Genomic DNA, 22,345 nt, shown 5'->3' with positions numbered 1-22,345 from the left:
AAGCTGCGCTCGACACCTCTCCCCCGATCGACGGGGGAGAGGAAAGGCGCGAGGCGATTCCAGCTGGCGCCCTTCCTCTCCCTCCGGAGGGGGGAGAGGTGGCGCCGCGAAGCGGCGACGGAGTGGGGGAAGGCGCTGCTGAAACGCGAAGCCGCCGCAAACAAGGTACCACCCAGCGGGCAAGAAGCCTGCGTCAGACAGGCAATCAGGCCGAAGCGCTGCTTTGGCTTGAACTGAAGGCGCGCAAGCTCGGCGGCTACCGGTTCACTCGCCAATTTTCCATAGGCCCCTATTTCGCGGACTTCGCTTGCCGCGAAAAATGGCTGGTCGTTGAGGTCGATGGATCCCAACACGCCGACAGTTCCTATGACCGCCGCCGCGACGACTTCATGCGCGCGCAAGGTTATTCGATCCTGCGCCTTTGGAACCACGACGTTCTGAAGCACCGCCCTTCCATCTGTGAAACCATCCTTGCCGCGCTGGACGGCAGGCTGGCTGAAAACATCGTCGCCTCCGATCTGCGCCTTGTCTTTACGCCTCGCTCACTCGATTCAGTCTCTATAAAAACGGACCTATCTTCATGAAATCCCACGTAAAAGCGGTTGTTATCGGCGGCGGTGTCGTCGGCTGCTCGGTGCTTTACCACCTCGCCAAGGCCGGCTGGACCGACATCATGCTGATTGAGCGTTCGGAGCTGACCTCTGGCTCGTCCTGGCACGCGGCGGGCGGCTTCCATACGCTCAACGGCGACCCCAACGTCGCCAAGCTGCAGGCCTATACCGTCCAGCTCTATAAGGAGATCGAGGAGCTCTCCGGCCAGTCCTGCTCGCTGCATCTCACCGGCGGCGTTATGATGGCCGATACGCCGGAGCGCATGGACTTCCTGCGCCTTGCCCACGCCAAGGGCCGCTATCTCGGCATGGACACCGAGCTGATCACGCCTTCGGAGGCGAAGGCGATGTTCCCGCTGATGGACGAGAAGAATTTCGTCGGTGCCATGTGGGATCCGGTCGAAGGCCATCTCGACCCGTCCGGCACCACGCATGCCTATGCCAAGGCCGCGCGAAAACTCGGCGCCGAGATCGTGCTGCGCAACCGCGTCGTCGAGCTGACACAGGAGGTCGACGGCACCTGGAACGTCGTCACCGAGCAGGGCACGGTGAAGGCCGAGCATGTCGTCAACTGCGGCGGACTGTGGGCGCGCGAGATCGGCCGCATGGTCGGCGTCGAATTGCCGGTGCTGGCGATGGAGCACATGTACCTGCTCACCGAGCCGATGCCGGAGGTCGAGGAATTCAACAAGTCAACAGGCCGCGAGATGATCGGCGTGCTCGATTTCAAGGGCGAGATCTACACCCGCCAGGAGCGCAACGGCATTCTGCTCGGCACCTATGAAAAGGCCTGCAAGCCGTGGTCGCCGGTGAACACGCCGTGGGATTTCGGCCATGAATTGCTGCAGCCCGACATCGACCGCATCGCGCCGTCGCTGGAGATCGGCTTCAAGCATTTCCCCGGCATCGAGAAGGCCGGCATCAAGCAGATCATCAACGGCCCCTTCACCTTCGCGCTGGACGGCAACCCGCTGGTCGGTCCGGTCCAGGGCCTGACCAATTTCTGGTGCGCCTGCGCCGTCATGGCCGGCTTCAGCCAGGGCGGCGGCGTCGGCCTCGCGCTCTCCAATTGGATGGTGCATGGCGATCCGGGCTTCGACGTCTGGGGCATGGACGTCGCCCGCTTCGGCGAATGGGCGACGCTGCGCTACACCAACGCCAAGGTGCGCGAGAACTATTCGCGGCGCTTCTCGATCCGCTTTCCGAACGAGGAACTGCCTGCCGCCCGTCCGGCGCAGACGACCCCGCTCTACGACACCATGCTCGCCAACAACGCCGTCATGGGCGACTCGTGGGGGCTCGAAACCCCGCTCTGGTTCGCCCCTAAGGGCACCGAGCCGAAGGACATCGTCTCCTTCCACCGTTCGAACGATTTCGGCCCGATCGGCGAGGAGGTGCGCGCCACGCGCGAGAAGGTCGGCGTCACCGAGATCGCCAACTTCGCCAAATACGAGGTGTCGGGACCGGCAGCCGAGGATTTCCTCAACCGGCTGATGACCAACCGCATGCCGAAGACCGGCCGCATCGTGCTGACCCCGATGGTCAACGAATTCGGCAAGCTGATCGGCGACTTCACCATCGCCAAGGCCGGCCCAAGGAATGGAGAAGACCGCTTCATGATCTGGGGCTCGTCGGCCGCACAGAAATATCATATGCGCTGGTTCGAGAAATACCTGCCGAAGGACGGTTCGGTACGCATCCACCGCTTCGACCAGACGCTGGTCGGGCTGTCCATCGCCGGACCGAAATCACGCGACCTGTTGCAGAAGCTTGTCGATGTCGACGTCTCGACCAAGGCCTTCCGCTTCATGGATTTCCGCGAGATGGCGGTCGGCGGCGCGCCCTGCATGGTCAACCGCATCACCTATACCGGCGACTTGGGCTACGAGATCTGGATGGCGCCCGCCTACCAGCGTCTGGTCTACAAGGCGATCAAGGACGCCGGCGCCGAATTCGGCATCGTCGATTTCGGCATGCGCGCGCTCTTGTCGATGCGCCTGGAGAAGAACTTCCCGACCTGGTTCCGCGAGCTGCGCCCGATCTACGGACCGTTCGAAGGTTCGATGGACCGCTTCATCAAGCTGGAGAAGAACGACTTCATCGGCCGTGAGGCGTCAGCCAAAGAGCAGGCGCAGGGGCCGAAGCTGCGCCGCGTCTCCTTCATCGTCGATGCGGCGGACGCCGACGTGATGGGCGACGAGCCGATCTGGGCCAAGGTCGGCAAGGACTACGGCACGGTGGAAAAGCCGCATGGTTATGGCGCACCGCGCTTCGACGAGACCGGCAAGGAAGTGCGCGGCTCCAAGGCCGCCGAGGGCGCTTCGGCCGTGCGCGGCATTGTCGACGGCGAGTGGCGCGTCGTCGGCTGGGTCACCTCGGGCGGCTATGCGCATTACGTGCGGAAGTCGATGGCGCAGGGTTATGTGCCGGCCGCCCTTGCCGAAGACGAGAGCGCCGGTCTGTTCGAGATCGAGATCCTCGGCCACCGCCGCCCGGCCCGCATCAATGTGGAGCCGCCTTTCGACCCGAGCGGCGAGAAGATGCGCGCCTAGAGCAACTCCAGGAGTGTGCACGGTTTCGCCCTGAATGTACCGCTTTCGGATCGCGCCGGTGGCCGGCTATATAAACAACCGGCCACCAACGCATCAGTGAGAAGACGACCCCTTTGCGGCAGCTAGAGAAATGGACCGACTGGCTCTGCGATGAACGGGTCGGCCCATTCAGCGCCGCGATCGCGTTTGCTCTTGCATACTGCCTTGTCCAGATCGCGGTGATGACGCTCTCGTCCCACGTCGTGGGCACGGGCGTTGGCGTCGACGACGCCGAACAGTTGATGGCGATGCGTTTCCTGGCGGCCGGCTATGGCAGTTCGCAGCCGCCTTTATACACCTGGCTCGGCATCCTCACCGCATCGCTGGTCGGCACCGACATCCTCGCGCTCAAGATCGTCAAATACGCCATGCTGGCCGGTGGGTTGATCGCGTCCTTTGCAGCGGTGCGCCGCTTCGGCTACTCGAACCGCGCGGCCGCCGCGGCGATGTTCGGTCTGCTGCTTTTTCCTCAGATCGTGTGGGAGATGCAGCACGCCCTCACCCACTCGGTCGCCGTTTTCTCCTTTTCGTCGCTGCTGCTTCTGGCGGTGGTCGAGCTGCAGAAACGGCGTTCGACAGCCGCCTATGCGCTGCTTGGCCTGGCGACGGCAGCGGCGACGCTGTCGAAATACAATGTGGTGATCTTTCTCGCCGCGCTGTTCCTTGCGGCGCTGTCGCTTCGCGAGACGCGTGAGGCGATCTTCGATCGCCGTTTCCTGATCAGCGTGGTTGTGGCGATCCTTGCCTGCCTGCCGACATTCTACTGGAGCCTCACCCATCTGGGAGACTTGCTGGCGCACGGCGGGAGCTTCGATGGCTTTGGGGGCGGCCGCGCGGCGAAAACGGCATCTCTCGGCATTCTTGGCCTTGGCAACGCGATGCTCAACTTCGCTGGACTTCCGATCTCAATCTTTGCCCTCGCCTTCTTTCTGGCACGCAAGGAATCCGCACCACCACCCGTGGCGGCATCGTGGCCCGAAAAGTTGGTCTGGCGGGCGATTGGCCTCGCCCTGTTGCTCACGCTCGTCGTGGTTCTTGTCGGCGGCGTGACGCAATTTCGCGACCGCTGGATGCTCCCTATTTTTGTTCTGCTGCCTGTCGCCCTTGCCATGCAGCTCGACGCCATGGGCGACAGGGGTCGGAAGACGCAAGGCACGATCGTCTTCGTCGGCGCCGCCCTTGCCATTCTGGCGTTACCGGCAAGCTGGTACATGCATCTGAACGGGGGGGACAACCGTGGCCGTATCGTACGGATGGACTATCGTTCGCTTTACGACCAGATCACCGTCGATGGACCGGTAGACACGGTGGTCTCAAGCTGGTTCTGGGTCGGCAATCTGCGGCTGGTCGATCCAGATCTTGTCATACTCGACGACGAGATACCTGACTTCAGCCAGTCGATCCGCGAGCCGGCGGTGCTCGTCCTGGCTGATGACAGGGAGCCCGTCGGGGTCATCTTCGACAGGATCGCCAAGGCGGGCTACGTGATGGACACCATCCATCGGCGCATCGAGGTGCCGCAGCTGCTCGGAGGCACGCCGCGAACCCGTCAGGTGACGATCACCAGGCTTCACAAGATCGCGGTGCAATAGGCGTAGGGGGACCGCATGGACAAATTTCGCTTCGGCCGCCACCGCAAGATCATGCCCTTCGAACCGGGCTCCGTCAAAGCGCTGCGCGAGGCTTCCCGCGAGAAGGCTGCCGCGCTCAACCAACACGTCCTGGGCTATGGCGCACAGGCCGAAGCCGAATGGGCGGCCGCAGGCATTGCCGTTCCCGACCTGCCGGCGATGCGAAAATACCGGCTCGAGCGCATCCGCGCCGAGCTGAGGCGCCGCGACTATGCCGGCGCCTTGCTCTACGACCCGGTCAACATCCGCTACGCGACCGATACGACCAACATGCAGCTTTGGGTCGCGCACAACCCGACCCGCCACTGTTTCGTCGCCACCGAAGGCCCGGTGGTGCTGTTCGATTATTTCTCCTGTGAGCACTTGTCGGATCACGCCGGGGTCGTCGACGAGGTGCGACCGGCTGTGTCGTGGATGTATCTTTATAGCGGCGAGCTGACCGACAAGAAGGTTCGCCGCTGGGGAGCCGGCATCGCCGAACTCCTTGCCGAGCACGGCGGCGGCAATCGTCGCATCGCCGTCGACCACATCAACCCGGAAGGCGTCGACGAGCTTGCCCGCCGCGGCATCACGGTCGGCAACGGGGAGGCTGTGATGGAGAACGCGCGCCTGATCAAGTCGCCCGACGAAATCCTTGCCATGCGCCGAGCGATCGTCGCCTGTGAGGCAGCAATGGGCGAGATGGAAGCGGCGCTGAAGCCGGGTATTTCCGAGAACGAGTTGTGGGCGGAGCTCCATCGCGGCAACATCGCGCGCGGCGGTGAATGGATCGAAACCCGGCTGCTGTCGTCCGGGCCGCGCACCAATCCCTGGTTCCAGGAATGCTCGTCGCGCGTGATCGAGGATGGCGACCTCGTCGCCTTCGACACCGACCTCATCGGCCCCTATGGATTTTGCGCCGATCTTTCGCGCACCTGGCTATGTGGAGACGGGAGGCCATCGAACGAGCAGCGCGACCTGTTCCGCATCGCCGCCGACCAGATCGCGCACAACACCAGCCTATTGCGGCCGGGCATCTCGTTTCGCGATCTCGTCGAGCGTTCGGCGGTGCCGTCCGAAGACTGCTTCCCGACGCGCTACGGCGTGCTCTACCACGGCGTCGGGCTGGCGGACGAATATCCAACCTTGCCGCATGCCGTTGACTGGACGGACGACACGCCTGACGGCGTGCTCGAACCCGGCATGGTGCTTTGCGTGGAAAGCTACATCGGCAGGCTGGGTGGACGCGAGGGCGTGAAGATAGAGGAGCAGATCCTGATCACCGAGATCGGCAACGAAAAGCTCTCAGCCTATCCGCTCGACGAAAGGCTGCTTGGCGCCTGAACCTTCCAGGCCAAGCTCGGCGATGGCTTCGCGCATGGATGCGATGACATTCGCCGACGTAGTCCTCGCGGTGATGAACGGCAGGCCCTTGCGCCTTGCCGTCCAACCGACGACCTTGACATACTTCGCCGCCGGCTCGAAACGCTGCACCAACGCCCAGCTCTGGCAGTCGATGGCGGCGACGTCGGCCCTGCCCTCGGCGATGGCGACGATCGATGACCGGTGGCCGCCGCTTTCGCTGCGCGAGGCGAAGATGTCTAGAGTTTCGCCGACCGCCTCCAGGTCGCGGGTCAGCCCGAGCAGCCCGGACATGGAATCTGGGTTGTTGAAAATGAAGCGCTTGCCGCGGATGAGATCGAGCGGGATGATGGCCTTGCCATGCCCGGGCGAGGCAACCGACGACCCGCCATCGGCCAGCATCACCAGCGCGCTGGAATAGAGCTCGCCCTGCCCGCCCTCGAACTCGTCATAGCTTGGCTGTGCAATCACCTGCACATGCCCGGCCAAGCCGAGTTCCATTGGTCCCCAGCAGGTTTGCCCGAAGAGCAGCGCAGGGCTCAGCCAAAGCTGGTGAAAATCGAAATCGTCCGGGGGCAATGTCGCCGGGTCGGGCGCGATCAGTCTTCCGGTACCGTCGCGGATACCGCCTGGCACCGGCGGCAAATCGCGATTGCTGCGCGCCATTTTCTCCGGCGCGTCGATACCTCTCTGCCGGAAAGCGTCGCGGAGCCGCGCCCATTGCGCGTCGACCTCGCCACGCACCTCGGGCCAGTCATACATCGGCAAGGCCGCAACCAACTTGCTCATGATGAATAGCTTTCAATGACAGGCGGCCATCGGAGCCTGCGTTCCGCGAGAAAAAGCCGTCGCGGAAAGTCGAAATTACTCTTTGGGCGGCTCGGCCGGCACTGGAGCCGTTCCAAGTCCATTCACATTACGCGCCCTGATGCGCGGCTTGAAGGCACGGCCGGGCTCCGGTGTACGGCGCAGCACCGGGTGCACCACCGGCTCCTTGGCCTTGAAGGCGAAGGATTTGATCAGCGCGAAATAACTCGGATAGACATATCCGTTGTTCATCCGCAGCCATTCTTCGCGGCGATCGCGAAACATCTTCGGCAGCTTGTACCAAGCGACCGTCGGGCTCTTGTGATGCACGAAATGCAGGTTGTTGTTGAGGAACAGGAACGACAGCGGCGACCGCTCGACGATGATCGTGCGCCCCTCCGGATGTTCCGACCACTGGTGCTCGGCATAGGTGCGCACCGAGATCAGCGACTGGCCGAACCACACCGGCACCAGTATGTAGAGCCAGAGCGGGATGCCGAAGGCCAACGTCACGATCGGCACAACCACGACAAGGCCGACGGCATGCAGCAGCCAGGCGTTGCGGATCGTCTTGTCGCCGGCGGCAATCTGCCTGGCGTCGTCGATGAAGAAGCCGATCGACGACAGCCACGGGCCGAGAATGAAGCGGCCGACCATGGTGTTGTTGATCTTGAGCAGGAACTTCATCGCCGGCGGCAGTTCCTCATGCATCCAGAGCGCCTGGTAATAGCTTTCCGGATCGTCCAACGGATCGGTCAGCCGCTCGTCGGCATGATGGCGAAGGTGGATCGTCTTGAAGCGGCGGAACGGCCAGACGAAGCCGATCGGCAGGAAGACGAAGGCTTCGTTGATCCTGGCGTTGCGGGTCGGGTGGCCATGCGAAACCTCGTGCATGAGCGAGGACTGCAGGGCCAATATCACGGCCAGGACGGCGAGCGCCAGCAGCGGATGGGAAGGCCAAAGCAGGAAACCCGTGGCGAGCCAGGCGCCGTAACAGAAGAGTGCAAGGAATACGGTCGGCCATTCCACGGCCGGTTTGGTGCTACGTCTCTTGCTTATGCCAGTCATGCTATCGACCACTGCCTTCCAGTCGCCGGAACCAGTTCGATTCCTGACAACATTGTGTCAGGAGCCTTTCGTTGTCGCAACGCGACAAAGCGCACAAACTGTTGCGATTGCGCATTTTTAGCGGCAAATGTTATGGATTATAAACAAATTCGGAGATTCATTTACGCCTTCGCGGCAGCCTAATGCTGTGCTGGCGCAAATTTTTCCTCCCTCAGGCAGGAACTGCGGCATGGACAAGCGTGATCTGTCGACGATCTTCCGGGAACGTTTGAAATTGCTCTTGACACGCTCCGACTTGAACCAGTCGGCCTTCGCGACGGCTGTCGGCATCGACCGTTCGGCGCTGTCGCAACTGCTGTCAGGCGCCTCGACCCGCCTGCCTCGCGCCGAGACGCTTCTCAACATCGCCGCCGAGTTCAAGGTGTCGCTCGACTGGCTGCTGGGCCTGAGCCAGGACGAAGGCGTCACCGGCGAAATAAGAGAAAGCCTGGAGATCGAAGAGGCGCCGGACGGCTTCGACCGCACGCTGCTTGCCAAATGGCATGCCGAGGCGGCGGGCACGAAGATCCGCTACGTCCCGGCGGGTATTCCGGATCTCTTACGCACCGAGTCGCTGGTCGAGTACGAGGCGGGCATCGCCAATAAGAGCCGCGAGGCGCAGGCCGGCGAAACGCAGTATCGCATCGACTACAACAGGCGGCCCGAGACCGACATGGAAGTCTGCATGCCGCGCCATACGCTGGAGATCTTCGCGCGCGGCCTCGGCATATGGGACCGTTTTCCGGAAGCCGAGCGTCGCAGGCAATTGCTGCACATGGCAACGCTCCTCGACGACCTTTACCCGACCTTCCGGCTGTTTCTCTACGACGGCCGCATGCGCTATTCGATCCCCTACACGATCTTCGGTCCCTATCGCGCCGCGATCTATGTCGGCGACATGTATCTGGTGCTCAACGCCACCCAGCCGGTCCGCACCCTGACCAGCCATTTCGACAATCTGATCCGCGCCGCCAATGTCAACGCACATGAGGCGGCGAGCTTCACGCAGAGGCTGGCCGGTATGTCCTTCCCCTCGGGCTCTGTCTGAACGCTGCTACCGCGAAGGGTGGCCGCAAGGGTGCTGTCGCGACCTGCAAATTCATTGACTAGATATAAAGACTTCTTTATATCGTTATTCGAATTCAGAATACGAAAGCCAAAGCCATGACCGCGACCAATCCGATCGACGCACTGATTGCTGAAAAGGGCGTGCTTTTGGCCGACGGCGCCACCGGCACCAATTTGTTCGCGATGGGACTCGAGGCCGGCGAAGCGCCCGAGCTGCTCAACGAGACCTCGCCCGAAACGATCGCCACACTCCACCAGAATTTCGTCGACGCCGGTGCCGACATCATCCTGACCAATTCCTTCGGCGGCACCCGTCACCGGCTGAAGCTGCATCATGCCCAGGACCGGGTTGGCGAATTGAACAAGCGCGCCGCCGAAATCGCCCGCTCGGTCGCCGACAAGGCCGGCCGCAAGGTCATCGTCGCCGGCTCCGTCGGCCCGACCGGCGAGCTGCTGATGCCGCTCGGCGCTATGACCTATGAGGACGCGGTCGATGCCTTCGCCGAGCAGATCGAGGGCCTCAAGGCGGGCGGCGCCGAAGTCGCCTGGATCGAGACCATGTCGGCGCCGGTCGAGATCCGCGCCGCGGCCGAAGCGGCGATCCGCGTCGGCCTGCCCTATACCTACACCGGCTCCTTCGACACGGCCGGCCGCACCATGATGGGGCTGTTGCCGAAGGACATCCACGGCGTTGCCGATGGGCTGTCTCAGGCTCCGCTCGGCGTCGGTGCCAACTGCGGTGTCGGCGCGGCCGACATCCTGGCCTCGCTGCTCGACATGACCGACGCCAAGCCGGAAGCCACCGTGATCGTCAAGGGCAATTGCGGCATTCCGGAATTCCGCGGCAGCGAGATCCACTATTCCGGCACGCCCGAGCTGATGGCCGACTATGTCCGGCTGGCGGTCGACGCCGGCGCGAAAATCGTCGGCGGCTGCTGCGGCACCTCGTTCGCTCACCTCGCCGCCATGCGCAAGGCGCTCGACGGTCACACCAAGTCCGTGCGCCCGACCGTCGAGACCATCGTCGAGCGCATCGGTCCGATGCGCAACAAGATCGCCTCGGCCGGTTCGGCCGAGGCTGGCGAAGGCCGTCGCGAGCGCCGGCGCAGCCGCGCCTGACGCTCCTTTCTATTTGCTGTTTTCGTCGTAGCGCGACAGCGCCGTATTGAAGTCGGTTCCGGCGGTGTTGTTGCTGTCGGCGCCCATCGTCATCAACGTGCCGGACGCGCGCGGGTCGCTGATCTGCTCCAGCATCACGCGAAAGCGGTCGTTGTTCAGCGCGGAGAGCGCCGTGTTGCGGGCAGCATCGACATCGTTCCTGATACGCGCGGATTCAGCCGATGGTGCGGATGGCGCTCGCGCCTGAAGATTGCCCGCAGTCGACGACACGTTCCCCGTGATATGCAATTCCAGCCCCTCAAAGTCCTCTATCAGTTTCGACTAACAGAAGGTCATTGCGACGAGGTTCCGGAAAAGCCGCGCAATTTAACGATCGGCTAGGCCGGCAGGTCTGCCCTGACGCGAATGGCCCAAGCCAGATATCCCGCGCTGACCGGAAGCTCCCGCTGAACCACCACTCGGTGAGGACCGTGCAGGTCACCAGGCGGGATCTCGGCCTTCGAGATTGTCGTCCGGGGCGGCCGGCGCCTCGCGGCGAACACTCACGTAGGGGTCCACGTAGGCCAGTTTGAGCGCATCACCCATCAAGCTGGTCATGGCGCTGAGCGATGCGCCGATTGCAAGCCTTGGAAAACCTAGCCGCAGCAGATTGAGGCGTCGGCCGGCAGTCGGGGCGGTGATGGGGATGTCAGCCATGGTGTCTTCCGCAATGCTGAGAATGACACCGCTTGCCACTCAGGTCCTTGGTGCGGACCTGAAGAGTCCTGAACAGCCCTGAAGTTCGCCTTCAGGGTCATCTTCGATTATCTTCGCCGTGAGGGACGGTTCTTGGCCAATGGACTTGGAATTTGGGAAATATCGTTTGAAGCGCGCCGAACGGCAGCTGCTGGGGCCGAATGGGCCGACGGAGCTTTCGGCTCGCTCCTTCGACATCCTCGCCATGTTGCTCGATAAGCCGGATGAAGTGATCGGCAAGACCGAACTTCTCGCTACGGTCTGGCCGGGCCTGGTGGTGGAGGAAAACACGCTGCAGGTCCACATTTCGGCGCTTCGAAAGCTGCTGCCTGCCGAGATGATCGTGACCGTGCATGGGCGCGGTTATAAATATGCTGGCCCCAGGCCCTTCGTGGCGGCGGCGGAGGCTACGGCGCCGTCCAGACCGTCCATCGCCGTACTTCCCTTCGACAACATGAGCGGCGACCCGGAGCAAGACTATTTCAGCGACGGAATTACCGAAGACATCATCGCTGAGCTCGGCAAGTTCAAGGAATTCCTGGTTACCGCACGGAACTCCTCCCGTCAGTTCCGCGGCAAGGCGAATGATCTGGCTGAGGTGGCAAGGAAACTTGGCGTCCAGTACGTTGTCGAAGGCAGCGTGCGCAAGATCAACAATCGGGTGCGGATCACCGTGCAGCTGACCAATGCACCCGCGATGGCTCATGTCTGGGGCGAGCACTATGACAGGGAGCTCAACGATATTTTCGCCATCCAGGACGAAATCACCCACATGATCGCAGCCCGTCTGGCCCGCCAAGCCAGAACCGCGATTGCGTCGCGCGCCAGGGCCCGGCCGACCAACAATATGTCGGCCTATGAGATTTACCTGCGGGCGCTGCAATTGGCAGCCGTCTATGACACGGTGCTCGAAGCGGAACCTTTTCTGCGCCAGGCGGTAAAGCTCGATCCGCAGTTTGCCGCCGCCCACGCCATGCTGAGCTTTGTGGAGTCCATCAAGTACTATTGGGACTACAACAATCCCGGTCATTTGCATTCCGGACTAGAGATCGCCAGAACCGCATTGGGCCTTGATCCCGACGAAGCCTATGGGCATCTCGCCACCGGCTTCGCTCACTTGTACCTGCGCCAATTCAAGCAGGCTGAATTCAGCCTTGACCGGGCGGTTGCGCTCAATCCGAACGACCCGTTCATTCTCAGTATCCGCGCTATTTTCCTCAATCATACGAACAGGCCAGAGCAAGGGCTTGATGAAATAACCGAAGCCCAGCGCCGCGACCCATACGCCGTGGGATGGTATGACGACTTCCGTGGCGTCCTGCTGACGACGGCCGGGCGATATCGCGAGGCGGCGGCCTGCTACGCGAAAATGGCGACTGTAACACCGTGGTCGCTCATTCGTCTTATCATCTGCCATTCCGAACTCGGCGAAATCAAGCAAGCGCAAGACGTCCTGGCAAAGGTAAAGGCGCATTATCGCGGACTAAGCCTGGACGACATCGTAGATACGGAAGTGGACTTCTACGAGGATCCCGACGTGTGCAACCGTTATCGCGCAATCCTGCGGCGCGTCGACGAAGAGCAATAGGATTCGCCGGGCTGCGACCAGTTACGTGCAATAGCTGCCCAGCGAGGCATCGATACCTGCCTGCAGTTCGTTGCGTCATTCAGCTGCACTGCAGAATTTGTTCTGCTACAGGTGCAGGGCGGACCCGGCAAGCCGTCCGCCCTGCAAATTTAGGGCCTGGTTCCCAGTGACGAGGCCAAATGCACCAGCGACAGGAATTCGGCTCTATAGCCGAACGGATCGGCGCCTCTGGCCGCATTGGCGATCTCCAGGATTCGCTCGTAGCCGAAATTCGCCGTCTGGTCCTCGTCACGCAGTTTCTGCCCGAAGGCGGCGACCGCGACCGAGAAGCGCTGATCAGCGCCCGCCTCGTTGAAGGACGATACCTCGCTGGCGGCGGTCACCGGCGTGGTGATCAGCTTGGAGACGTCCTCGTTCGGCAGCTTGTAGCGGATCTTGACGAAGGCATATTCGTCCGCATTGGCGACGCCGCCATTGTCGACCTTCGCCTCGCCGTAGCGCAGCGGGTCGACCTGCTCGGCGCCGCTGCCCTTGGGCGTAATCTCATAGATCGCCGTCACCGAATGGCCGGAGCCGATGTCTCCGGCATCGACGCGGTCGTTGTTGAAATCCTCGCGCTTCAACGCGCGGGTCTCATAACCGACAAGGCGATATTCCGAGACCTTGGCCGGGTTGAACTCGATCTGGATCTTGACGTCCTTGGCGATGGTGAACAGCGTCGAGGATGCGTCCTCAACCAGCACCTTCTCGGCCTCGGCAAGCGTGTCGATATAGGCCGCCGTGCCATTGCCGTTCTGGGCGATGGTCTGCATCATCTGGTCGTTGAGATTGCCGCGGCCGAAGCCGAACACCGAGAGGAACACGCCGGTCTTGCGCTCCTTCTCGATCAGTTGCTTGAGATCGTCGTCATCGGTCTGGCCGACATTGAAATCGCCGTCCGTGGCGAGCATCACGCGGTTGACGCCGTCCTTGACGAAGGACTGCTGCGCAAGCTTGTAGGCCTCCTTGATGCCCGCCTCGCCGGCCGTCGATCCGCCGGGCTCGAGATTGTCGATAGCCGCAAGGATCTTCTGCTTCTCCGCCGCCTTGGTCGGCATCAGCACCGTGCCGGCATTGCCGGCATAGGTGACGATCGAGACGGTATCGTCGGGCTTAAGCCTGCCGACCAGCAGCCGGAAGGCGGACTTCAAGAGCGGCAGCTTGTCCGGCTCGTCCATCGAGCCCGACACGTCGATCAGGAACACCAGGTTGGCCTTGGGCGCTTCGGCCGGCTTCACGTCAAAACCCTTGATCGCGACATGCATCAGCTTGGTGCGCTGGTTCCAGGGCGTCGGCATGACGGTGACGGTCGAGTTGAACGGCGTCGCAGCCGAGTCCGGACCCTTCCAGTCATAGGGGAAGTAGTTGATCATCTCCTCGACGCGGACAGTGTCCGGGTCGGGCAGAATACCTTCCTTCAGCGAACGCCGGACAAAGGAATAGGAGGCGGTGTCGACATCGATCGAGAAGGTCGAGACCGGATCCTGGGCGGTTGCGTGCACCGGATTGGTCTTGAAGGTCTCGATGCGGTCGCGGTTTTCCTCCTGCGGCTGCATCTGGTCGGCCGGCATGGGCGAAGGCTGCGCCATCAACTTGGAATCGGCGACCGTGCCGGCAGGCATCCCGGCAGACCGCATGGTGGCTGCGGGTGCTTGCGCACTGGCGCGTCCGCCGGCTGCAAGCTGGCCGCTCTCCGCCGGCGGTGGTGCCGGCATAGCCTCCGGCGCAACCTCCTGCTTGAGCAGACTGTCCACCTCCGTCGCCGGCTTCGGCACCGCCGGCGCGATCTGCGCCTCATCCTTGAGGCGATCCTCGCTATCGCCGTCGGTCTTCTTCTTGGCGGGCGCGGCCGCCAGCGGTTCGTTGGTCGCCAGCCCATTGCTCGCAGGCTTCTGCGCCACCGGCTTGTCGGCCACCGTCTCGGTCACCTTGCCTTCGTTGCCGCCGATGACTGGCGGCTGCTCCTTCAACATCTCAAAAGCGGCATAGCCGGCAACAGGCAGCGCGACCAGCGCGGTGATGGCAGGCGTGGCAATGAGTTTCCGTTGCATGATCTCTCTCCAGAGCGTTCTTGCTCGCTCCGTGAGACGAAGACCTGCCGGCGTTTCTTGGGGGACGGTCGAAATATTTTCTTGGCCGTCGAAGGCGTGCATCGCTGCGGCGAAGGCACGCGCCTTCGCTTCGCCGTCGGGCGCCGGCACTGCCAGATCGCGCAGCCTTTCGAGTTCGTTGTCATCGACCATGGTCACACTTCCCCGGCTGAGCGCATCAGCACCTTCAGCCGTTTCTTCGCTTCATGGATGTGCCAGGAAACCGTCGCCTCCGAGATCGCCATCACGTCCGCCGCCGCAGCGTGGCTGATGCCCTCGCCATAGACGAGCAGAACCGCATCGCGCTGCTTATCGGGCAGCATGCGTACCGCTGCCCACAGCGCCTCGATCGGGTCCTGGCTTTCCGCCGAGCCCTCCCCCGCAATCAGCGCATAGGTGCCAAAGGCTTCGGTCTTGGCGGCGTCGCGGGCGCGCTTGCGCATCATGTCGCGCGACGCGTTCAGCGTCATGGCATAGAGCCATGTCGTGAAGGCGCCGTTGCCCTGATAGTCGCGGATCGCCCGGCCGAGCCGCATGCAGACATCCTGGGCGATGTCCTCGGCGTCGGCCTTCCGGCCGCACCAGCGATAGGCGGCGCGATAGACGAAGCCATAGTGCCTTTCGAGCAGTTTGCCGAAAGCCCCCCTGTCTCCGCCCCGCGCCCGCCCGATCAATTCGGCATCGGAGGCTTCGCTGTCGTCCAGCATCATCGCCGTCATTTGCCTGTTGGACGAAGGCTAATGGCCAATCCTTGGGGCGATGAAAAGATTTTTTTGGGGCGTGGGTTTCCTTCTCCTCGGTTCACGGGAGAAGGTGTCCGAAGGACGGATGAGGGGCAGCGCGAGCATTCGAAGGTTCGTGCTAGGCACGGCATCCCAGCAACAGGCGAACGAAACCTTATCCGAGCGTCTCGCCGAAAAACATCGTCAGCCGCTTCCAGTGCCTCTCCGCACCAGTCTCGTCATAGACGCTATGATCCGGCACGCACCAGCCATGGCCGACATCCACATAATTCTCGATCACATAATCGACCTCGGCGACCCTGAGCGCCTCGGCCAGCCGTGCCGATTGCTCCGGCGGGAAGCTGCGGTCAACGCCGGCGGTGCCGACATAGACGCGCGCTTTGATCGAAGCCGCCTTGCGGTATGGGCTGTCGGGCGCATCGCTTGCGAGATTGCCGCCATGGAAGCTCGCCGCCGCGACGATGCGGTCCGGATGGGTCGCTGCCGCGTTCAGCGCCCGTGCGCCGCCCATGCAATAGCCGACGACGCCGATTGTGCCGATACCTTCGGCGGACAATGCATCGAGAAAGGCCCCGCTGTCGCGTATAGTCATCTCCTGTGTTGTGCCCGAGACCAGCGCCATCAGCTTTGTCTTGGTTTCCTCCATCGTGAAAGCTGTCTTGGCATCGAACGGACCGTAGGGCGCCTTGCGATAGAAGAGATCGGGAACCAGTACGGCATAGCCATGTCCAGCGAACCGCTCTGCCATATGATCGAGCGCCGGGCGCGGCCCGAAGGCGTCCATATAGAGGATGAGGCCGGCCCTGGCCGCGGCTGCCGGTCGGAACAGTCCGGCCTTCGCCTTGCCGTCCTTGGTTTCGATCTCGATCTCTTGCTTTGCCATGATGCTCTCCGTCGGCTGTCGCGCGATAGATATCGGCTGTAGCCGCTCCGGCAAGACAATCCCGGAGCCCGCCGTTCAAGATTTCGTGCTGGCGGCCTTATCCTAAAGGCGTGCAAACGCCGCCATGTGAAAGGCCTGAACCTCCGGCGGATAGCGATAGCCCGTGCCGTAAGGACAGGCATTGCGGTCCAGGCAGCCGCCGGTGCGGCATGGCCCGCCCCGAAGTCCACGCACATGGCCAAGGCAGGCATCATGGGCAAAACCCTGCTCGGAATAGGCATCGACCGGACAGGATTTCATGCAGGGTTTGTCACTGCATGTGTCGCAAAGATGAATCGATTCGTGAGGTTCGGGGAGGAAAATCTCCTCCTCGACCAGCAGCGCGCCGCGATAGGCATGCCAGAGCCCGTATTCGGGATGCATGAGGATGCCGAGCGGCGAAGGCTTCAAGCCCTCCGCCCGCATCGCCCATTGCTGGAATGGCAGATAGGGCCGATCGGAGGGCGACACTGCGCGGGCGCCGAACTGTTGCGCGACCGCGCCGATCACTTCGCGCGACCACGTGTCTAGCGGATTGGCGATGGGTTGCGATTGCCCCTCGAGCCAGCGCTGGAAATGCGGCCAGGATGCGGCGCCCGCCTGCCCGACCAGCAGGACGGACTTGGCGGGCGCACCCGAAAGCCCGGCAGGCGCGGCTTCGTCGCTTGCGAAGCAGAAGCCGCCGCGAGGGATCAGGCCATGGGCGGCAAGCGCGGCCGCGACCCCTTCAATCGTGCCGCGCGAAAGAATCATCGCTTCCGGTCCGGGTCGGAGAACGCGCTCCGCCAGACTTCCTTGTGGATGATGTTGGCGACTTTAGCCCGGCCTGACTCGGGCTCCTTTCAAGTGAAGGCGTCGGCCATCGAGGCTTTCTTCTTGGCGATGAAGTCTTTCAGCGCCTCGTCGATCGCCGGATCGAGATGCGGAGCCTCGTAGCTTTCCAGCCAGCGGCGGGCAAGCTCGTTGGCGCGCTGCGGCGCGGTCTTCTCGCCTTCGGCAAGCCACTGCTCGTAGGAATTGTTATCGGCGATGTTGGACCGGTAGAAGGCGGTCTGGAAATTCGCCTGCGTATGGTCGCAGCCGAGGTAGTGGCTACCCGGACCGACTTGGCGGATGGCATCCATCGCCTGTCCGTTCTCCGACAGGTCGACGCCTTCGGAGAATTTTTGGGTCATGCCGAGTTGGTCGATGTCCATCATGAATTTTTCGTAGCAGGAGGCCAGACCGCCCTCGAGCCAGCCTGCCGAATGCAGCACGAAATTTGTGCCGGCAAGGATCGTCGAGTTCAGCGTGTTGGCGCTCTCATACGCCGCCTGCGCATCCGGTATCTTCGAGGCGCAGAGCGAGCCGCCGGTGCGGAACGGCAGGCCGAGCCGGCGGGCGAGCTGTGCCGCGCCGTAGGAGACCAGCGACGGCTCCGGCGTGCCGAAGGTCGGCGCGCCCGACTGCATCGAGATCGACGAGGCGAAGGTGCCGAACAGCACCGGCGCACCGGGCCTGATCAGCTGCGTGAATGAGGCGCCCGCCAGCACCTCGGCCAGGATCTGCGTCAGCGTTCCTGCGACCGTCACCGGGCTCATGGCGCCGGCCAGGATGAAGGGCGTGACGATGCAGGCCTGGTTGTGGCGCGAATAGACTTTCAGCGCGCCGAGCATCGTCTCGTCGAACACCATCGGCGAGTTAGCGTTGATCAGGCTGGTCAGCACGGTGTTGTTCTCGACGAAGTCGTCGCCGAACACGATCTTGGCCATCGCCACCGTGTCCTCGGCGCGTTCCGGCGCGGTCACCGAGCCCATGAACGGTTTGTCGGAGTAGCGGATGTGGCTGTAGACCATATCCAGGTGTCGTTTGTTGACCGGCACGTCCACCGGCTCGCACACCGTGCCGCCCGAGTGATGGATCGACGGCGCCATATAGGCGAGCTTCACGAAATTCTGGAAATCCTCGAGCGTCGCGTAACGGCGGTTGCCGTCGAGGTCACGCACGAAGGGCGGGCCGTAGACCGGCGCGAACACCGTCGCCTTGCCGCCGATTTGCACCGAGCGCTCGGGGTTGCGCGCATGCTGGGTGTAGATCGAGGGCGCGGTCTTCAAGAGCGAGCGGCAGAGCCCCTTGGGGAAATGCACGCGCTCGCCCTTGACGTCGGCGCCGGCCTCTTTCCACAGCGCAAGCGCCTCGGCGTCGTCGCGGAAGATGATGCCGATTTCTTCCAGCACGGTATCGGTGTTCTTCTCGATCAGCGCCAGGCCTTCCTCGTCGAGGACTTCGTAGACGTTGATCTTGCGCTTGATATAGGTGAGCTGGGTGCCCGGGCCGCCGCCGGCGCGTGCCGCGCGCCTGGCCGCCGCGCCGCCGCTGGCGCCGCGTCCGCGTCTTCCGCCCGATGCTTCCTGCTCGACTGACGCGTTATCGCTCATGATCGTCCATCCTAAATTTGACCTGAATTGGCTCGCGGCCGGTTTGTCGCCGCTTCTTGCCGGATCGTAGCCATGCACCCTATTGGAAACGGCCCGCCAGCGCCAACGCCTGTCGCAAAATCGACAAGAAAAGCGCCAACTTTTCAGTCGCTTTCCTTTTGCGGGAAGTCGCAAATCAGCTATGGCTACCTTGCCCTCGCGGGTTAGGTATTGGCGCATCGATTTTTAAGCTGCAGCAAGCATTCCGAGCAGCAAGGAGCCCGAGAAAAAATGTCCGACGACGAGATCATCCTTTCCGAGCTTTCCGACGAGGAACTCGTGCAGCAGATGCACGACGACCTCTATGACGGGCTGAAGGAAGAAATCGAGGAAGGCACGCATATCCTTCTCGAGCGCGGCTGGCAGCCCTACACGGTGCTCACCGAAGCGCTGGTCGAAGGCATGCGCATCGTGGGCGAGGATTTCCGCGACGGCATCCTGTTCGTGCCGGAAGTGCTGCTGTCGGCCAACGCCATGAAGGCCGGCATGGCCATCCTGCGCCCGCTGCTCGCCGCCACCGGCGCGCCCAAGCAGGGCAAGATGGTGATCGGCACCGTCAAGGGCGACATCCACGACATCGGCAAGAACCTCGTCGGCATGATGATGGAAGGCGCCGGCTTCGACGTCATCGATCTCGGCATCAACAACGCGGTCGAGAAATATCTGGACGCGATCGAGCAGCATCAGCCCGACATCATCGGCATGTCGGCGCTGCTCACCACCACCATGCCCTACATGAAGGTCGTCATCGACACGATGAAGGAAAAGGGCATCCGCGACGACTATGTCGTCCTGGTCGGCGGCGCGCCGCTCAACGAGGAATTCGGCAAGGCCGTCGGCGCCGACGCCTATTGCCGCGACGCCGCGGTTGCGGTCGAGACCGCCAAGGATTTCATGAAGCGCAAGCACAACGTGCGCGCTTCCGCCTGACCCAAGGCATCAGGATGGATCGAAAAAAGCCGCGCCTTGCAGCGCGGCTTTTTTGTTCCCAGATGATGGAAAAGGCTGCCGATCAGTTGGCGACAGTGTCTTTGACCGCCCTTGCCGTCGATTTGACATCCTTGCCGACGCCCCGAATGGTGTTGGCGCAGGCGGTGAGTGCAAGCGCGCAGGCAAGGATGGCCATCGGCGCGATGCGTAGCAGTTTCATGAACGGTGTCTCCCTCGACAGATATTAGCCCCGCAGCGAAAGCCGGTCAGACTTGGTCAAAACGCAAAAAACGGAACCGAATCAAACGGACAGGCTGCTCGTCATCGCCTGCGGGATGATTGCGCGCGAAGTTTTGGCCGTCAAGCAACAGCTAAAGCTCGACCATCTCGAGCTGACCTGCCTGCCGGCCGAGTTCCATTTCTATCCGGACCGTATCGCGCCGGCGATGGACAAGGCGATCGAGAAGGCCAAAGCGGAAGGCTACGAGCATATCTTCGTCGGCTATGCCGATTGCGGCACCGGCGGCCTGCTCGATCGCGTCATCGAGAAGCATGGTGTCGAGCGGATGGCCGGCCCGCACTGTTTTGCCTTCTACCAGGGCATGGACGCCTATGCGAAGATCGCCGACGACGACATGATGTCGTTCTACATGACCGACTTCCTCTGCCGCCAGTTCGACGCCTTCTTCATCAAGCCGCTCGGCCTCGACCGGCATCCCGAGCTGATCAAGGACTATTTCGGCAATTACGAGAAGCTGATCTATCTCGCCCAGACCGACGATCCGGAGCTCGACAAGGTGGCCGAGAAAGCCGCGGCTATGCTCGGCCTCGCCTATGAGCGCCGCTCTACCGGCTATGGCGATCTGACAGGCGAATTGGCGCGGGCGGCGGCCGGCGCCTGACGGCCTCACGCCTCCGCTTCGAGCGCCGCCAGCACATCGGCAAAGCTCGTCTTGCAAACGAAGCCCAGCTTCTCCCTCGCTCGCGACGGATCGTAGACGCGGTCGATCGAGGAGAACATCGTCCAGCCTTTCCTCGCATAGAGCCTGGGATAATCAGGAAAATAGCGCGCAACGACCGACGGCGCGTCGGCGATCAGCTCGGTGCAATCCTGCGGCCGAAACGGCGTCGGCGCCGAGACGATGAAGATGTCGAAGCCGAGGCTCGGCGCCTTCTCCAGCGCCGCAACGTGGGCCTCGGCCGCATCCTCCACTGTTAGCCGGCGGAACAGCAATTCGTTCGCCTTGGTGTTGGCATCCGACTGCTCGATCGCATGCGCCATGTCGTCGGCTTCGGGAAAAAAGCGGGCCGTGCGCAGCACCACCACCGGCAGGCCGTGCTCGATATGATAGAGGCGGCAGAGATGCTCGGCGGACAATTTGGTGACGCCGTAGATGTTGCGCGGCTCGGGCGACATGTCCTCCGTCAGCCAGGCGGCCTTGCGCGCGCCGTCCTGGAAGCCGGCGCGGATCGCTTGTGAAATCATCAGCGATGTCGTCGAGGTGAAGACAAAGCGTTGGACTCCATGCGCCACCGCGGCGTCGAGCAGGTTGAGCGTGCCCTGTACATTCGTCGCGACGAAGTCCGAATTCTCATAGTGCTCGATATTCGGCTTGTGCAGCGCGCCGCTGTGGATGATGGCCTCGATGTCGTTCTCGCTGACAGTGCGCAGGACAAGCTCGCGATCGGCAACCGAGCCGACCACCTCGGTCTGCGACGACGCAACCGGGTCGAGGCCGATCACCTGATGGCCAAGGCCGTCCAGCCTCGGCGCCAGCGCGCTGCCCAGCCAGCCCGATGATCCTGTGAGCAAGATACGCATCGATCAAACCGTCATTTCCGCTGCCACGCTGTTAAGCACGGATGACAACGATCGGCGAATGGGTAAGTTGTGCGCCAGACCGAGAAAACGCTGTTCCAGCCTCCGATCCGGGAACCACCCATGACCCCTCGCCTGCTGCTTGCCGCCCTTTGCCTCATCGGCTTTGCCCTCCCGGCCTATGCCGATGGCGAGGTGCAGAAGCTGATCACCGCCGCCGACAAGGCGCGGCTCGACAAATATGGCGAGACGCGCAAGGCAGCCCTCGAGGAAGCGAAGACCGGCAATCCGGCCGAGGTCAAGCAACTCGGCCTGTTGCTCGCCAAGCCGCTGGTCGCTTTCTCCGACAAGGACCTGACCGGCAATTGGAAATGCCGCACCATCAAGGTCGGCGGCTTGAGCCCGCTCGTCATCTATGGCTGGTTCAAATGCAAGGTGAGCGACGACGGTTCAGGCTGGCGACTGCAGAAGATCAGCGGCTCGCAGCGTACCACGGGCCGCTTCTTCGACGATGGCGAGAAGCGCGCCATCTATCTCGGCTCGTTCTCGGTCAATGGCGACAAGGCCAAGCCCTATGGCAGCGGTCCCGAAAGCGACCAGGTCGGCTACGCCTTCCGCAACAGCGCCACCGAATGGCGCATCGAATTCCCCGCGCCCTATTACGAATCGAAGCTCGACATCATGGAATTCAAGCGCTGACGGCTCACCAAGGATTAACCCGCTCGCCCTAGCATGCGCCCGACTTTGA

The 22,345-nt window shown here is 62.7% G+C and carries 21 protein-coding genes; 10 read left to right on the top strand and 11 right to left on the bottom strand.

Translation table 11 applies throughout. From position 1 onward, the window contains the following. Positions 1-98: 98 nt before the first annotated feature. The 4 genes from P9236_RS02155 (at position 99) to P9236_RS02140 (ending at position 6,156) form a co-directional block, all read left to right on the top strand. Positions 99-584, top strand: a complete 486-nt coding sequence (locus P9236_RS02155; RefSeq protein WP_278072947.1) for a DUF559 domain-containing protein — start codon at positions 99-101, stop codon at positions 582-584. Beyond that, positions 581-3,163, top strand: coding sequence for an FAD-dependent oxidoreductase (locus P9236_RS02150; protein ID WP_278072946.1), 2,583 nt, complete (start codon positions 581-583; stop codon positions 3,161-3,163). Before P9236_RS02155 ends, P9236_RS02150 begins: the two co-directional genes overlap by 4 nt. Before the next feature lie 113 nt (positions 3,164-3,276). Next, positions 3,277-4,794: a glycosyltransferase family 39 protein gene (locus tag P9236_RS02145; protein ID WP_278072945.1), complete on the top strand. Its 1,518-nt coding sequence runs from the start codon at positions 3,277-3,279 to the stop codon at positions 4,792-4,794. Between the two features lie 15 nt (positions 4,795-4,809). Then, the gene (locus P9236_RS02140) at positions 4,810-6,156 is read left to right on the top strand and encodes a Xaa-Pro peptidase family protein (protein WP_278072944.1); all 1,347 of its coding nucleotides are present in this window, start codon (positions 4,810-4,812) and stop codon (positions 6,154-6,156) included. Here the strand turns inward: P9236_RS02140 and P9236_RS02135 are convergent. Both P9236_RS02135 and P9236_RS02130 read right to left on the bottom strand, forming a co-directional pair. Beyond that, positions 6,118-6,963 (bottom strand): PhnD/SsuA/transferrin family substrate-binding protein, encoded by an 846-nt coding sequence (locus tag P9236_RS02135; protein ID WP_278072943.1) that lies wholly within the window; start codon positions 6,961-6,963, stop codon positions 6,118-6,120. The two genes, P9236_RS02140 and P9236_RS02135, sit on opposite strands and share 39 nt — an antisense overlap. A gap of 75 nt (positions 6,964-7,038) precedes the next feature. Continuing rightward, positions 7,039-8,049, bottom strand: coding sequence for a fatty acid desaturase (locus P9236_RS02130; protein WP_278072942.1), 1,011 nt, complete (start codon positions 8,047-8,049; stop codon positions 7,039-7,041). A 229-nt stretch (positions 8,050-8,278) separates the two neighbouring features. Here P9236_RS02130 and P9236_RS02125 point away from each other — a divergent pair, with 229 nt between their 5' ends. Both P9236_RS02125 and bmt read left to right on the top strand, forming a co-directional pair. After that, positions 8,279-9,136, top strand: coding sequence for a helix-turn-helix transcriptional regulator (locus tag P9236_RS02125; protein WP_278072941.1), 858 nt, complete (start codon positions 8,279-8,281; stop codon positions 9,134-9,136). Between the two features lie 116 nt (positions 9,137-9,252). Continuing rightward, positions 9,253-10,275 (top strand): betaine--homocysteine S-methyltransferase, encoded by a 1,023-nt coding sequence (gene bmt / locus P9236_RS02120; protein WP_278072940.1) that lies wholly within the window; start codon positions 9,253-9,255, stop codon positions 10,273-10,275. A 9-nt stretch (positions 10,276-10,284) separates the two neighbouring features. Here bmt and P9236_RS02115 read toward each other — a convergent pair whose 3' ends face one another. Next, the gene (locus P9236_RS02115) at positions 10,285-10,563 is read right to left on the bottom strand and encodes a hypothetical protein (protein ID WP_278072939.1); all 279 of its coding nucleotides are present in this window, start codon (positions 10,561-10,563) and stop codon (positions 10,285-10,287) included. A 189-nt stretch (positions 10,564-10,752) separates the two neighbouring features. After that, positions 10,753-10,971, bottom strand: coding sequence for a hypothetical protein (locus P9236_RS02110; protein ID WP_278072938.1), 219 nt, complete (start codon positions 10,969-10,971; stop codon positions 10,753-10,755). 166 nt (positions 10,972-11,137) lie between these two features. Between P9236_RS02110 and P9236_RS02105 the strand changes: the two genes are divergently transcribed. Continuing rightward, a complete protein-coding gene (locus P9236_RS02105) occupies positions 11,138-12,598 on the top strand; it encodes a winged helix-turn-helix domain-containing protein (protein ID WP_278072937.1) in 1,461 nt (486 codons plus the stop codon). Between the two features lie 149 nt (positions 12,599-12,747). Here P9236_RS02105 and P9236_RS02100 read toward each other — a convergent pair whose 3' ends face one another. The 5 genes from P9236_RS02100 to P9236_RS02080 all read right to left on the bottom strand — a co-directional run bounded on the left by P9236_RS02100 (position 12,748) and on the right by P9236_RS02080 (position 18,809). Next, complete coding sequence (locus P9236_RS02100; RefSeq protein ID WP_278072936.1) at positions 12,748-14,880, bottom strand: VWA domain-containing protein; 2,133 nt, start codon at positions 14,878-14,880, stop codon at positions 12,748-12,750. Between the two features lie 2 nt (positions 14,881-14,882). Beyond that, positions 14,883-15,446, bottom strand: a complete 564-nt coding sequence (locus P9236_RS02095) for an RNA polymerase sigma factor (RefSeq protein ID WP_278072935.1) — start codon at positions 15,444-15,446, stop codon at positions 14,883-14,885. 178 nt (positions 15,447-15,624) lie between these two features. Continuing rightward, positions 15,625-16,353 carry a dienelactone hydrolase family protein gene (locus P9236_RS02090; protein WP_278072934.1) on the bottom strand — a complete coding sequence of 243 codons (729 nt, stop codon included), beginning with the start codon at positions 16,351-16,353 and terminating at the stop codon, positions 15,625-15,627. Positions 16,354-16,455: 102 nt separating this feature from the next. Beyond that, entirely contained in the window at positions 16,456-17,145 is a 690-nt protein-coding gene (locus P9236_RS02085) for a hypothetical protein (protein WP_278072933.1), read from the bottom strand. A gap of 89 nt (positions 17,146-17,234) precedes the next feature. Continuing rightward, entirely contained in the window at positions 17,235-18,809 is a 1,575-nt protein-coding gene (locus P9236_RS02080; RefSeq protein WP_278072932.1) for a trimethylamine methyltransferase family protein, read from the bottom strand. 270 nt (positions 18,810-19,079) lie between these two features. Here P9236_RS02080 and P9236_RS02075 point away from each other — a divergent pair, with 270 nt between their 5' ends. Further along, complete coding sequence (locus tag P9236_RS02075; protein ID WP_278072931.1) at positions 19,080-19,778, top strand: B12-binding domain-containing protein; 699 nt, start codon at positions 19,080-19,082, stop codon at positions 19,776-19,778. A gap of 82 nt (positions 19,779-19,860) precedes the next feature. Here the strand turns inward: P9236_RS02075 and P9236_RS02070 are convergent, their stop codons facing one another. Beyond that, positions 19,861-19,998, bottom strand: a complete 138-nt coding sequence (locus P9236_RS02070) for an entericidin A/B family lipoprotein (protein ID WP_081296086.1) — start codon at positions 19,996-19,998, stop codon at positions 19,861-19,863. A gap of 52 nt (positions 19,999-20,050) precedes the next feature. On the opposite strand from P9236_RS02070, the gene P9236_RS02065 reads away from it, so the two are divergent. Further along, positions 20,051-20,680, top strand: a complete 630-nt coding sequence (locus tag P9236_RS02065) for a DUF1638 domain-containing protein (RefSeq protein ID WP_278072930.1) — start codon at positions 20,051-20,053, stop codon at positions 20,678-20,680. A 5-nt stretch (positions 20,681-20,685) separates the two neighbouring features. Here P9236_RS02065 and P9236_RS02060 read toward each other — a convergent pair whose 3' ends face one another. Then, positions 20,686-21,600: an NAD(P)-dependent oxidoreductase gene (locus P9236_RS02060; RefSeq protein WP_278072929.1), complete on the bottom strand. Its 915-nt coding sequence runs from the start codon at positions 21,598-21,600 to the stop codon at positions 20,686-20,688. 120 nt (positions 21,601-21,720) lie between these two features. Here P9236_RS02060 and P9236_RS02055 point away from each other — a divergent pair, with 120 nt between their 5' ends. After that, on the top strand, positions 21,721-22,296 hold the full coding sequence (locus tag P9236_RS02055; RefSeq protein WP_278072928.1) for a DUF4893 domain-containing protein: 576 nt from the start codon (positions 21,721-21,723) through the stop codon (positions 22,294-22,296). The last annotated feature ends 49 nt before the right edge of the window (positions 22,297-22,345 follow it).

Source organism: Mesorhizobium sp. WSM4884 (genome assembly GCF_029625675.1).
Classification (GTDB): domain Bacteria; phylum Pseudomonadota; class Alphaproteobacteria; order Rhizobiales; family Rhizobiaceae; genus Mesorhizobium.
Note: the sequence above shows the minus strand (reverse complement) of the source record. Positions and strands in the feature narration are given on the sequence as shown.